At 42.8% G+C, this 14,003-nt stretch carries 13 protein-coding genes; 5 read left to right on the forward strand and 8 right to left on the reverse strand.

The genetic code is table 11. From position 1 onward, the window contains the following. Positions 1–7: 7 nt before the first annotated feature. The 4 genes from MH215_RS09535 to MH215_RS09550 form a co-directional block, all read right to left on the reverse strand. Positions 8–1,753: a cache domain-containing sensor histidine kinase gene (locus MH215_RS09535; protein ID WP_239289899.1), complete on the reverse strand. Its 1,746-nt coding sequence runs from the start codon at positions 1,751–1,753 to the stop codon at positions 8–10. 114 nt (positions 1,754–1,867) lie between these two features. Further along, complete coding sequence (locus tag MH215_RS09540; RefSeq protein ID WP_056698285.1) at positions 1,868–2,737, reverse strand: carbohydrate ABC transporter permease; 870 nt, start codon at positions 2,735–2,737, stop codon at positions 1,868–1,870. A 22-nt stretch (positions 2,738–2,759) separates the two neighbouring features. Next, the gene (locus MH215_RS09545) at positions 2,760–3,650 is read right to left on the reverse strand and encodes a carbohydrate ABC transporter permease (protein WP_056698288.1); all 891 of its coding nucleotides are present in this window, start codon (positions 3,648–3,650) and stop codon (positions 2,760–2,762) included. A 255-nt stretch (positions 3,651–3,905) separates the two neighbouring features. Beyond that, the gene (locus MH215_RS09550; protein WP_056698291.1) at positions 3,906–4,592 is read right to left on the reverse strand and encodes an HAD hydrolase-like protein; all 687 of its coding nucleotides are present in this window, start codon (positions 4,590–4,592) and stop codon (positions 3,906–3,908) included. A gap of 285 nt (positions 4,593–4,877) precedes the next feature. Between MH215_RS09550 and MH215_RS09555 the strand changes: the two genes are divergently transcribed. After that, the gene (locus tag MH215_RS09555) at positions 4,878–6,596 is read left to right on the forward strand and encodes a methyl-accepting chemotaxis protein (RefSeq protein ID WP_239289843.1); all 1,719 of its coding nucleotides are present in this window, start codon (positions 4,878–4,880) and stop codon (positions 6,594–6,596) included. A gap of 194 nt (positions 6,597–6,790) precedes the next feature. Here MH215_RS09555 and MH215_RS09560 read toward each other — a convergent pair whose 3' ends face one another. After that, the gene (locus tag MH215_RS09560; RefSeq protein ID WP_239289844.1) at positions 6,791–7,747 is read right to left on the reverse strand and encodes a Gfo/Idh/MocA family protein; all 957 of its coding nucleotides are present in this window, start codon (positions 7,745–7,747) and stop codon (positions 6,791–6,793) included. 411 nt (positions 7,748–8,158) lie between these two features. On the opposite strand from MH215_RS09560, the gene MH215_RS09565 reads away from it, so the two are divergent. The 4 genes from MH215_RS09565 (at position 8,159) to MH215_RS09580 (ending at position 11,766) form a co-directional block, all read left to right on the forward strand. Beyond that, entirely contained in the window at positions 8,159–9,802 is a 1,644-nt protein-coding gene (locus tag MH215_RS09565; RefSeq protein ID WP_239289845.1) for a thiamine pyrophosphate-binding protein, read from the forward strand. A gap of 11 nt (positions 9,803–9,813) precedes the next feature. Beyond that, complete coding sequence (locus MH215_RS09570) at positions 9,814–10,182, forward strand: carboxymuconolactone decarboxylase family protein (RefSeq protein WP_239289846.1); 369 nt, start codon at positions 9,814–9,816, stop codon at positions 10,180–10,182. A 125-nt stretch (positions 10,183–10,307) separates the two neighbouring features. Then, positions 10,308–10,658 (forward strand): hypothetical protein, encoded by a 351-nt coding sequence (locus MH215_RS09575; RefSeq protein ID WP_056698302.1) that lies wholly within the window; start codon positions 10,308–10,310, stop codon positions 10,656–10,658. A gap of 115 nt (positions 10,659–10,773) precedes the next feature. Continuing rightward, a complete protein-coding gene (locus tag MH215_RS09580; RefSeq protein WP_239289847.1) occupies positions 10,774–11,766 on the forward strand; it encodes a 3-oxoacyl-[acyl-carrier-protein] synthase III C-terminal domain-containing protein in 993 nt (330 codons plus the stop codon). Between the two features lie 135 nt (positions 11,767–11,901). Here the strand turns inward: MH215_RS09580 and MH215_RS09585 are convergent, their stop codons facing one another. From MH215_RS09585 to MH215_RS09595, 3 genes are all read right to left on the reverse strand, one after another. Then, on the reverse strand, positions 11,902–12,141 hold the full coding sequence (locus tag MH215_RS09585) for a hypothetical protein (protein WP_239289848.1): 240 nt from the start codon (positions 12,139–12,141) through the stop codon (positions 11,902–11,904). A 217-nt stretch (positions 12,142–12,358) separates the two neighbouring features. After that, on the reverse strand, positions 12,359–12,724 hold the full coding sequence (locus MH215_RS09590) for a YybH family protein (RefSeq protein WP_239289849.1): 366 nt from the start codon (positions 12,722–12,724) through the stop codon (positions 12,359–12,361). 245 nt (positions 12,725–12,969) lie between these two features. After that, on the reverse strand, positions 12,970–13,818 hold the full coding sequence (locus MH215_RS09595; protein WP_239289850.1) for a hypothetical protein: 849 nt from the start codon (positions 13,816–13,818) through the stop codon (positions 12,970–12,972). Between the last annotated feature and the right edge of the window lie 185 nt (positions 13,819–14,003).

Genomic DNA, 14,003 nt, shown 5'->3' on the forward strand with positions numbered 1-14,003 from the left:
CCCCTCCTCAGATGATTGGAATCGTGATGGTGACCGTTGTTCCGACGTCTATGTTGCTCTCAAATTCAACTGAAGCGGCATCTCCGTAATATAAGCTTAGTCTGCCATGGAGATTCCCAAGTGCATATCCCTGACGTCTGCCTTCGACTCCTTCTCTGATCTGCCCCTCAGCCGTATCCATACCACATCCGTTATCAGTGACCTCTAGTGTCAGCATCTCTTCATCTCGATTAATTCTGATTACAATGACGCCGAGCTCATCCTTATCACGGAATCCGTGCAGTATAGAGTTTTCGACTAAAGGCTGCAGTAATATTTTCAATATTTCTACGGAATAACAGGATGGATCACCTACCTCAATGTGGTAAATGAATAGATCCTCATAACATTGTTGTTGAAGTTGAAGGTACTGCTCTACATGTTTAATCTCTTGTTCTACATTGGTCATGTCCTTCCCATCATTCAACCCGAGTCGGAACAACAGTGACAATGATACGATCATTTCACTAACGTCTTTTTTCTCACCGCTCTCACTTTTCCAGAACATTGTATTTAATGTATTGTAGAGAAAGTGAGGATCAACCTGCGCTTGAAGCGCTTTCACTTCGAAACGTCGTTTATCCCGCTCGGTTACCCGTACCTCCTCAAACAAAACCTGGATCTGATCCAGCATTCGATTAAAACGATACCCCACCGCACTGACCTCATCATCGTACTTGCTGCGGAAGCGCACATCTAGATCGTTCGATTGTACTTCAACCATTAAACGACGCAGCTTATTCAGTGGCTTGAGCAGAGCAGATGCCAGCAAGTTCGACAGGCCTAGGGCGAGCACGATGCAAAAACCCATAATCCCAATAACTAACCAACGAATCTTCCGCAGTGGAGACAATAAATCTGATTTGGATTGCACACTGACCATCACCCAGTCCTCATTCATGGATAATGCAGAATAGTTGATGAGCATGTCCTCTCCTTGACTATTCGTATATCTAAAATCCCCGCCTGTACCAAGACTGATCTCGCGGCTAAATTCAGGGTCGGTGAGGTAACTCACATCCTGGGAGGTTGACCGGATAACCTGTGACCCATTTTTGTTCAGCAAAAACAATTCAATTGAATTATTCATCAAATCCTGAACCAGAATATCCCTCATCGCCTCTTCCTTCATATTGACCACCATATACACGTTAGACAATGAGTGATTATCGACCACAATTGGTTTGAGTAACAGTGACAACACATGTTCCTTCGCCTGGAATAACTGACTTTGATGCGAACCAAACCACATTGTATTCCAGCCCTGTTGCTTCACAAGCTGCCCATATTCTTTAGCAAATCCATCATCCCGGTTCGGTACATCTTTGGTTGAGTAATAATCACCAATTGGTGTTGTTAAAAAGGTCGTATCAATTAAGGGCTCTACAAGCTTCAATTGCGTAAATGACGTTTGCAGAAGTGAAAGATTCTGATAATAGTGGGAGGCATTATTGTTGCGAACATCTCGCATCACCTGAGTAAAGGTGTCATTCAGCATAAACGAATAGGAAGATACCACGATGTGCCTTAAGTGTTCATCCATTACCTGGACTGACTTATTCAGGATGCCCTGCTTCAACTCAAGCGCGTTTCGTTCAATGCTTCGTGCAGCGAAGAGATACGAGCTAATTCCTGTTACACTGATGCATAATACAACAAGGAAAATGTACAACAGTTGTATCCTTTTTTTCAGAGTCATCTTATAGAAGTTCATGTTCAACGCCGTTCACTCCTCGGATACGGATTAGCTCTGCCACTGGAGATTTTAACAAGAGTATAGCACAGCAGAATATCCCATAATACCGTTCCCATTTTAAGGAGATTACGCCTAGCCTTTGACCGCACCTAATGTCACCTGCATAAAGGATTTGTTCGCAAAAATATACACAACGAGCAATGGCAATATGGATAGACACGCCCCAGCCATCATGAGCTGAACCTCAGCAGCAGCCCCGATGCCATAACGCAGATTAGCCAAGCCCACAGGCAAGGTCTGCAAATTTGGATTGTTCATCGTGAACACAAAAGGCAAGATATACTCATTCCACGAGCTCTGAAATGCTCCGAGTCCTGCAACCGCCAAACCGGGGCGAAGTAGTGGAAGAATGATGCGCCAATACACGGTGTAGAAGTTACAGCCATCAATCATGGCTGCCTCATCTAGATCACGCGGGATGCTTTTGAAGAAGCCCACTAAAATGAAGTACGTAGCTGCATGAGCGCTAATTAAAATAATGATGACACCCCATAGGGTATGATTCAGGCCTAATTTGACCATCAGATCAAATTGCGGACGCAGAACCACAGCTCCGATGGATATAAACAAGGTAGATGCCATCAAAATGGAGTATGCCTTCTTCCCTCTAAAGTTCACTCGATCCACGGCATAGGCAGACATGGATGAAACTAAGAGCATTCCTGTTGTTGCAGTGACACTAACAAAGACACTATTGAGCGTAAATCCCGAGAAATTGGCTGTCTGCCATGCCTGAGCATAGTTAGAGAACTGCCAAACCTTAGGTAATATCGTTGCACCTCCCGTTAATTCCTGATTTGTTTTGAACGAGCCTAGCAGTACTAATAGAATCGGAAACAACGACAGGACAGCGATGATAAGCAGAAAAATAGTGAGTAGTGTTCGCTTTATTCCTTGAACCCACTTGGGTGAAATACTCGGATTTATGACGGTCTGTGACATGTTCGGTTCCTCCTGTCTGCTGTTAATAAACATCATTAAGCTTCTTGGATATCCAGAAATAAATGAGTGTGACGGCACCTACAATGATGGCTGTAGTGAAGCCTACTGCACTGCCGTAACCCAGTTGCTGGAGCGATTGTGTATCAGCGGATATCGGAAATAACAACTTAAACAGATACAAGTACATCACTTCCGTTTTGCCATACGGCCCCCCTTCGGTTAATACCATAATGCTCTCGTATCCTTTGAGTGCGGTTGTAATCGCCAGCATAATAATCATCTGCAGCACAGGACCGAGTAGTGGAATCGTCACATTTCTAAGCTTCTGGAACTCATTCGCTCCGTCCAGCGATGCCGCCTCGTACAGTTCTTCAGGAATACTCTGCAGACCGGCAATAAACAGCAGCATATAGTTCCCCACAGCTCCCCAGATCGCAATAATTATGGTTGTCATCATGGCATGATCCGCATCTAACCAGCCAATCGGGGCAGAGATCACATGATACTTCACCAGGAGTTGATTCAATATTCCGTTGTACGAATTAAAAATAATAAAGAATACAATCGCCATAACCGAAGCACTGAAAATGGTTGGAAGATAGTACACAGCTCTTAGCAGTGAACGCCCTCTCCATTTGCGATTCAAGATGATGGCGAGTGTCAGAGCTAGCGGAATCGTGACCACAAGCTTACCTAATGCATAAACTCCTGTATTGCCAACAGCTGACCAGAACTGTGTATCCCGCATAATGCGGGCAAAGTTGCCAAGTCCAATAAATACGGGCGTACCAATGCCTTGATAATCGTAGAACATATAACGTAGAGCCCATATGAGGGGATACACCCCAAACACGAGAGTTAGAAATAAACTGGGAAAGATGAACAGGTACGCATGCACTTTTTTTGGCTTCATCAACATTGACCCCCTTACTTGCTTTTGCAAGAAGTATAGAGCGATCACCGTGTGAAGCGGGATGGGGAAATCCACTTTTTACAGGGGAGAATGTAACTGAGTGAATGTGGATGGGTGAATGGTAAATGTGAAGCGTGTGAATGAGTAATTGCGAATGAGTGACAAACAAAATAGCCTGCATTTCCAATGAAACTCCACTGGAAATACAGGCTATACCTTGTTAACAAGAATAAATATGTGAAATGTTTAATATGGTTATTCTGCTTCCTTATACAGACGAAGTAGTTCTGTGAAATCAGAGATCAATACATCCGATCCCGCCAGTTCTTCATCCCTACCAAAACCAGCATAAGCGCAGCCAATAACGGTCTGTCCATTCATTTTCCCTGCCTCTACATCCGATGAACGGTCACCCACCATCCACGCATCTTGAATCCGATGTTTCTCAAGCAGGATCTGAACGAGATTAATTTTGGAAGGAGTTTTGTATTGACCAGCGCTGTACACTCCTTCAAACAAAGGCATGATCTCGTGGGCAAACGCTACACCTTTGACGTAATCCTCAAGTCCATTACTCGCAACAAATAACCGCACCCCCTGCTCTTTGAGCGCTGTTAAAGTCTCCTTCACGTGAGGATAGAGTGTAGAACCCCCTTGATCCAGACCTTCAATCTCCAATTGAAGCAACAATTCGTCCGCGCGGCGATGTGCCGCCTCCGATGCTTCAGGCATAACTACTTTCCATATATCTTCAAGTAACATACCAAGACTTCCAATCATCCGTTCCTCTGGAGGGGTCTCACCTTCAAAGTGTCCTTCTGCTCTCAGCGTATCAAACAACTGGTGGTAAGCAGGCAACAACAGCGTCTCTGTCTGAAATAGTGTGCCATCCATATCAAATATCATTGCTTCCGGTTTAAGCAATACTTTTTCTTTTGTCATATCAAAGCGTCCTTTCGGATTGGGATATTTATTCGGAATCGTTCCCTCCCCATGATAAACATAAACGTTTGCAGGTGTAAACCGAACATTGTAAAACACACTAAGCAAACATTATACAACTCAGCAGATAACATTATACATAAAGTAAACAAACTATATACAAAATGATTTAGTTTAAGTATAATACTGAAAATAGTCATCTAGACTCTACATCTAAAGTCCTAATTTAGTGTTTTTCCTGTTTTTTCGACAAATATATATACCCGACAGAGAGGAATAACAAACATGGTAAAGCGCAGAACCTTTAAAATTTTCTACAAGATTGGTTTGGGCTATTTGCTCGTGCTGGCTGTTCTAGCCGGTTCTATTGTATTGATCCAAAATAGTATTAGCCAACTCCAACGCGAGCTGGATTTTCTGGTCGATCACGATATGAAAGTACATGATTTAACGTATGAGTTAGAAAAAACGATGGTGGACATGGAGACAGGTCAACGAGGATATGTCATTACAGGACAAGACAGTTATCTTGCCCCTTACACCGAAGGTTTAGAACAGAAGGAAACAATCATCTCACAGCTCGCATCACTCATTGCTGATAATCCAGCACAGCTCGCCCTACTTGAGAACATACATAATGTAATAAACAATTGGGTACAGGTTGCGGGTGAACCAGTTATTGAATCACGACGAGCTAACGACACGTCCACCGTGCAAGCGTTCTTCGTGAATGATCCTGGTAAGCAAGATATGGATCAAATTCGTGATTCACTAACGACTTTCCGCACCAATGAACTAGCGCTAACCGAACAGCGCACCGAAGCACTCAAACAAAAAAACGAGCTACTCAACATCGAACTATACGGTGCGCTCATACTGGTTGCCTTGATTTCGATAATTGCCGCTCTGACACTGTCCCGCTCTATTGTCAAAAACATTCGTAGCGTCACCAGCGCACTGAACGACATTGGCTCATCTAACGGAGATCTAACCCTCCGGATTGCGACCCATATGAAGGATGAGACGCGCGAATTGGCAGATGCGGCTAATGCAATGCTGCTCGGATTGCAACAAATGATGCTTGAGATTCAGAACAATGCCAGCATCCTGAGCACCGCTTCAGATCGATTGGATAAAGGTGTGTCGGATAACCTGTCCGCAGGTAAGGAAGTTGCCACCGCCATGGAACGAGTCGCCGAAGGTGCAGATGAACAAGTCGTTCTGACGCAAACGATGGTCGCTGCCATGGGGCAATCGCTGACTGGACTAAACCGAGTATCCGCTTCTACAGCTGATGTTGCTGAACGTGCTGTAAGAACCGAATCAATCGCACTGGATGGACAAGGACGCATTAATAATGCAGTGGGTAAAATGGGAACCATTGAACAATCATTCCGCGCGGTTCAAGAGTCCATTACGGATATCTCTAAAATGTCCGATCAGGTCATCTCTATTGCGGAATCTATCTCGGGAACGGCTAGACAGACCAATCTCCTGGCTCTTAACGCTGGAATTGAAGCTGCACGCGCCGGAGAACATGGCAAAGGATTCGCTGTTGTCGCCACCGAAATTCGCAACCTGGCAGATCAAAGTGCTACCTCAGCCAAACATATTACAAGCATTCTTGAAACTGTACTTGCAGGTGTGCATAACACCGTTCAGATCGTAGACTCCAATACTGTTCATGTCACAGAAGGGTTACAAACGATAGAGGATGCTGGGCAAGCCTTTGCTAATATTACAGAGCACATTCATGATCTAAGTGGGGAAATGGTGGATATATCCGCGGTGGTGGAAGAGCTCACGGCAGGCAGCCAAGCTGTTATGTCTTCTATTCATGCTGTATCCGCGGTCGTGGAAGACACTGCATCAGCAACCGAAGAAGTATCTGCTATGACCGAGGAACAATTAGCTTCCTTGCAAGAAATGACTGACACATCCAAACAGTTGAACCAAATGTCCGATGCACTGGATCAGCTCGTGAACCGATTCAAACTTGCATAATGAGGAAATGAGGAACATCTTTTAGTGAAACTTAATACAAAGAAGCAGTAGCCTGAGTTAGGCAACTGCTTCTTTTTTTGTGATTTTAGATCACATTGACACTGTGTAGGGAAGAAATGCCATCTGTAACGTTCATTTTTTGATTCAGTAGATCCAGAAAGTATCCTGTCGGTTATTTATTCTTATCGCTTAGGTTACTTACTTCGAAGTGCCTCCAGGATCCGTTGTGCTTCAAGCCCAGCTCTGAAATCATATATTCTGCCCGGCTTGTCTTGAATACGTGCAATTACATGTTTCAGTACAGGTAATTCACTCAACGATTCATCAACGGTTACAGGTGTTAGTGACTCTCCAATCCCTCCACTCATCAGTTGATCCCAGTTCTCCAGCGCGATTGTTCCTTCCGTCCCATACACCACCATAGATACACGTTCTTCACCCGCAAAGCGTGAGATCCCGTTGATCTCTACCCGAGTGCCATCTTGAAGCTGCATTTCTGCATGAATTTCCGTCTCGCAACCGTTCGAATGATCGGGATATTGTACCTGACTGTTTATGACATTCAGTCCACCGAACACCGTCTGGATCACATGAATCCAGTGAATACCCACTTCTAAAATAAATCCACCCTGATCCCGGGTCGTAATCCATGGATTCTGTTGCCAAGCTCGCGGCCATTGCGGGAAGCGGAGAATCAGTTCAATTTTACGAATAGTGCCAAGTGTACTTCCTTCCTGTACTAACTTTTGCAATTGAAGCACCGCTGGTTCATGAGGCATGGAGAAATGGATCGCATGGAGCACACCCGACTGCTCAGCTGCAGCTAGCATAGCTTCGGCTTCCTCCACACTGTTAGCTAGAGGCTTCTCACAGAAGATATGGATTCCACGCTGAAGCACTTCCATCACTACTCCATAATGATACTTGGGTGGCACCGCAACGTATACCAGATCAGTCTCATGTTCATCTAACAAACGGCGATAATCCGTATATGTACTTGTCTCAGGGTTCGAGGCTACATAATCCGCAAGAGATTGCTCATTGCTATCACATACTGCCACTACCTCTACGTGCTGCTCACTCTTGGCTTGATGAATCATATGTAAGCCCATTTTACCTAATCCAATGACAGCCATTTTAATCTTTTTCATTGAATTCACTCCAATCGAATTCTAGTATAACAGAATGTGTTACAGCGCTACTCCTTTTTGCATAGATACGAAAAGTGAATCCTCACTCTTGTTTTTATGTTTAATTCAGTTGAAAACCATCATTTTTAGTCATTGTTTTACATTAAATGTAATTATAAAATAATAGGCATTTTGTGCCAGTTATATTTTACTAGATTTTTTTATGAGTTGCAGTAAGACTTTAAGCGCTACCACCCTAAGAATCAAAAATTAATAATCTTAAAAATCTATTGACAAAAAACCACAAAAAAAGATACTCTTCCTAGTATCAAGCATTTATTTCCTATTACAACCTAATACCGTAATTTGCTCTCAAAAAAAGGAATCAGACCTTTGGGTCTAAAAACCTATTTCATGAAGCGAGGTGCCCAAATGAGAACCGTTGCAGATTATTTAGCGGAAGCTCTGCGTAATCTAGGCGTCACCCATGTCTTTGGAATTATCGGAAAATCCATTTGCCCTGCTGCGTTGAAGATGGTCGATTATGGCCTGGAATTCATCCCCGGACGCCATGAATCTAGTTCAGGATTCGCCGCATCGGGTTATGCACTTCAGACTGGAAGATTGGGTGTAGCATTTGCAACTTCGGGTCCAGGTGGAACCAATCTACTAACAGCTGCTGCCCATGCGAAGGCGAACAACCTTCCTGTACTATTTATTACCGGACATCAGTCCATTCAAGAATTGGGACTTCCTCAGTGTCAGGATTCCTCGTCTTATTTGGCCGATCTAGCTGAGATGTTCAGACCCGCCACATTATTTAGTAAGTTAGTCGAGCGTGGAGACCACTTCGCTACCCTTTTTAATCATGCGATCTCCATCGCACTAGGTCCAAACAAAGGCCCCGTTCATCTTTGTCTTCCGTTTGATGTACAGACCGAACTTTTGGAACAATGCCGAATCATCCTTCCCGAGCCTGAGCCTATGATCAGTGTTACCAATCTAAACCGAGTGCTCCCCTTAATTCAACAGTCCAAACATCCATTAATTATCGCTGGCAAAGGCATCGGCCGTGCACATGCTCATGATGAACTGTTACAGCTTGCCGAACTTCTTCATATTCCCGTCATCACTTCACCTGGTGGAAAAGGCGCTATTGCCTGGAATCATCCGTTATATCATGGCCCTTGCGGAGTCGGCGGCTTCCCACATGCGGATGATCTGATGAATCAGAGTGATCTATATATTGTGCTAGGTTCTCGTTTGAGTGATATGACGATTTGTAACCTTAAGCCGGAGAATCATCCGGCACACCTAATCCAGTTTGATAGCGATCCTACTTTCGTTGGTAAAATTCTAAACTCACAAACCTTACATATCTCCGGCGATCTTAAAGATAATATGAACCATCTTCTTGGGCACCTCACAGAACATACAGATCAACTTCAAGCGGTGAACAGAGAGCTACCACCTGCGGATTACTTCCTTCCGCTTCCAGAATTATCTCAGTTATCGTTGGCAGCTGTACTAGAGAACATGAGCGATATCCTTCCGTATGACCACACCTTGTTCGTAGATGATGGTAGCCACGGATTTCATGCGGTTCAGCGATACAAAGTTAAGAAACCAGGAAGTTTCGTATTCGATGCCTACTTCGCTTGCATGGGTAATGCCATCGGTATGGCGATTGGAGCCAAAGCAGCAGCACCTGAAGAAACAATCGTATGTATTACAGGGGATGGCTGCTTCATGATGTTAGGAACTGAGATTAACACTGCTGTCTGCAACCAACTCCCCGTGATTTTCATCGTGGTGAACAACAAACAATTGGACATGGCACTCAAAGGTATGCAAAAAACAACAGGCCGGATCGATGGCACATTATTCGAGGTTCCAATGGATGCAGCGAAGTTTGCAGAGTCTCTAGGCGCAGTGGCCTTCCGAGCAGAGACGCACGCCGAATTCACCATTGCTCTCAAGGAAGCCCAACAATTAAATCAAGTTACGGTCATTGAACTGCTTACAGATCGTGATGAGATTCCACCAACAGCCCATCGTACACTTAATTTGAACTAGGAGGAACAGCGATGAGTGAACAAGTAAATCAGGGATTAGAACGTTTTGCCAAGTTATCTGGAGAATATGGTGCACGTGCGCTTAATCCGATCAAGGAACAGTTTCCTGAATTGGCTGAATTCATTATGGGGACAGCCTACGGGGATATTTTTCAGCGTACTACGATAACCGATCAGTGGAAAGAAGTCGCGATCATCTCTTCATTAATTACACAGGGACAATATGAGCAGTTGGGTGTGCATTATACTATGGCTCTGAGTGTTGGAATAACCGTCGAGCAACTCAAAGGAATTCTGCTACATTTGGCTCCATGTGTTGGCGCACCGCGCATCATTAGCGCATTTAATATCTTGCTCGCGACAATTAAAGAAATCCAATAATTAACTTTTCTACATTTTTATACATGATTCGACTTTTTTATTGATCTTCTTACATCAACCCCTTTATAATATGGTTAAATTATCCTTCGGGATAGCCTTAACTCATTTAAAGGGAGAGAACAATCATGGGAAGTTTTATTCTTAAAACGGATGCAGCAAACAAGGTGTTAAACATCGAGCTAGAAGGTTCATTTTCACAGGAAGACGGATTGCGTTCGATCTCTGCGTATCAAGATACCATTGCTCCGATTAACACCCAAGAGTATAACTTGAATATTGATTGCAAAAAACTGAACGTCACTGCTCCAGAGATTGTGCCATTGCTTGAAGGCTGCCTGGCGTTGTTCAAAAAAGACGGGTACAAAAAAATTGTTCTGACCCTTGAGAATAATTCTATTCTTAAAATGCAGTTATCCCGACTCGGCCGTGCGGTTGGTCTGGACAACCTCGAAATCATATCTACTGTGACAACTTAAAGCGCATGCTCAAAAAGGACGGTTTTCAATATTAAAGCTGACTTTTTGAACAACTTCTTAAAATACCAGGCGGACAAGCTCTGGATACACCGTCCCGCACAGGAGGAGAACGAAGATGGCCGGAATTCGTATTGTAGACATCGATATCTATCATCCGTCAAACAAGGTGGGCAATGACTTTTATATTGAACATTTTGATGCGAGAGGTGTAGATATCCGTGGTTTGTTAAAAGCACTTGGACGCGATCAGCGTTATAAGATTGACAATGAGGATGAAAACTCACTTAGTATGGCGTTCGAAGCGGCCAGCAATGTTCTTGAGAAAGCTGGACTGACGGGTGCAGACATTGATCTCATTGCTTATGCAAGCCAAACACCAGAGTACATCTTCCCTACGAATTCCTTAATGATTCATCGCCTGATTAACGGAGCTTCTCATACCATCTGTATCGATAGCAATGCCAACTGTGCTGGAATGACCGCAGCCTTCGAACAGGTTAGCCGCCAGATGTTAGGCAATCCGAGAATCCGCCGCGCTCTAATTATCGGTTCTGATTATGTTGCTCCTCATGCGAACCCTGATGATCCGGTATACTTTGCTAACTTCGGAGATGCTGCAGCAGCCGTAATCGTGGAGCGCGAAGAGCAGAGTGTCGGTTTCATTGACTCCATCTATCAGACAGATACGTGTGTGTATGGTAACTCTCTCTTTCCTGCTGAAGGATTAGCGAAGCTGGGTAAAACCGGAGTAGATGCACGTGCTTTTCACGTGAAATTCACACCCTTCGATGATTCCATCTGTGTAGATGCCGCTTCCGAGTCTATTCGAACGTTGCTCGCGCGTAATGAAATAGCACCGAGTGAGATCAAAGCCGCTTGCTTCTCTCAACTGTCTATCGCTAATATCCGCGCGGTATCGGCGAACATTGGGATTGCAGATGAAATTGCAGTGTACATCGGAGATGAGTTCGGGTATACATCCACTAGCAGTCCATTCATTGCATTACATCGAGCTATTGCCTCCGGACAGATTGAACGTGGTGATAAAGTGCTGTTCTGGACTGTCGGTGCTGGGTGGCAAAATGTTGCCATGGTCGTTGAATATTAAACAGTTGAATATTCATTAAAATGAAGGCAACCGTTCATTGGTGGACTACAATGGCGGTTGTTTTTTTATTATGCGTAAAAAAAGATCGTCCAAAGTGGACGACCAGATTTTATTTGTAGTGCTCATTGAGAGATTTCAATTCAATAAATACTTGATGAGGTACAATCCACAAACAAGACCCACTATTAACAATACGATAGCCATACTCCGTTCAGCCTTCCACAATCGAATGGCGTTGGCAACATTCAAGATGGTTAATGCAATCATATTAACCGCAGTATTCAAGTAAAAGAAATTGACTGTAAGGAGAACAAACACTGCAATTGCTACGAGTATAAACCATATCGGCATATTCCTAAATACACTTCTTGTCATCCGATCAACTCCTAAAGTATGTATGATGTATGGCGCTAGAGTGGTACAGGCATCCTTTAAGTGATTGAGAGTGATTCTTGATTTAACTTAATAAGTATTATTATAGCAATAATACATATAAAATGTAAGACAGAATCAGATGATATCCATACGTTTTAAAGGTAGCCAGTTCGTTTCTATTTGATCATGTTCTCTGTGACTATGTGTTAAGGATGCGCTAAAGACTGCTGAGGTGTTCGTGAATGATTTTCCACTCTTCTTCGTTTACTTTAACAAAAACATTTGTTGCCCTACCACTGCCAGATACAAACTTTCCGTTAAGCACTCCCTCATAATGATATGTATAGATACATGTTGCTGTATTCTCTTCAGTCACTAGCCAATGTACATCTGAAATGGAGTAGACTTCATCCTTAATCGTATCCCACGAGTTCTCAAAATAACTTTGAATCTCAAGCGTCGTCTTGCACGTTTGATCTGAAAACCAGTAAACCGCATTAGGGTGTAGTAACTGTTTAACATTCTCAAACTGATGTGTGTTTGTTGCATGGATATAACGTTGCAGTGCATTTTCATAGCTCATTGATTAGCTCTCTCCTCTGCTCATTTGTTGGTGTTTCTATTTAACTCATTTTCTGAATTTCATGTCAAGATTCTATAAAGTGATTCTGCTTGGTTAAATCAAACGATGTGATGGATAGTTGTTTAGTCGTAAGTTCTATATATGTATGTGTCCCGCGTTAACGCCTACCATCAGATTGCCTCTAGCTTAAATGTACTCAACATAAAAAGCTCCATCAGTATATAACCGATGAAGCATTACTATTTTTAGTATTCACTTACTTCAAATGTCAGTACCCGGTCAAACAGGATGTAATCCTTCCGGCTTTTGAATGAGCCTTTGTTTTTGTCATGCTTGTCGATCGCATAGGATGCTCTTCCGCTTCCCGCTTGCTTCGCTTCATACCAGTCAATGAAACTGTTAACTTCTTGCATGCTCAAGTCAAATTCCTTTTCAAGACCAGTTGTCATAGTTACTACAAGAATAGCTCGGTCTCCAGAGGGTTCTGGTTGTGGTTCAGGGTTGCTTGGTTTTTCTGGCTCTATTGTTGCTGGTGGCGGTTCTTCTGTTACTGGCGGAACTTCAATTGGTTCTTTATTTGTTAATTCACCGATGACATCTATACTATATAATCGATAGTCATATCTTAAGGTATTTTTCGAAGGCTCGACGGTCCAAATTTTGACTTCATGTACTCCCATTTGTAAATCTTTCTTCTCATACATTAAAACGTTATAGTTGTAATCTCTTACTGATTGATTATGGGGAATAAAGTACTCAACGTTTCCATCAATGCTGATTGCTACTTTCTTGGAATACGAATAGTTCACAGAAGTAAGTAGACGTAGACCAGTCCCTTCAAAATTAAAGGTTAGATCTCCAGTACCGCCTGTTTTTGAACCTGCATATGGGATCTTTGCTTTTTCATCTGTCCTGTGTTCCCATATTGTCCCGTAGTTAAATAGTTTGTTGTCAGCTAAGTATCTGGTCCATCCTTCTTCAGGCGATTTTAGTTGTTCACCTACTGCGGCAGCATACGTACTAGTTTGCGAAAAACCTATGTATAGAAAAAAAGTACACAAAAAAATCAAACCAAATCTAAACAACTTATTCATTAAAACTTTCCTCCTATTAATTTAATAAGTTAATGATAAATCATAATAAAAATACTGTCTAAACATAAACTTGCTTATATATAAATAAAAGTAATATTATTGAAAATTTATTTTTTTTTGGATATTAATATTCACATTTTATATAATTTACTTCGAATCTTTACGTCAATTATAGTTAACTGAAT

Origin of the sequence: Paenibacillus sp. ACRSA (genome assembly GCF_022346845.1) — a bacterium.
Lineage (GTDB): Bacteria > Bacillota > Bacilli > Paenibacillales > Paenibacillaceae > Paenibacillus.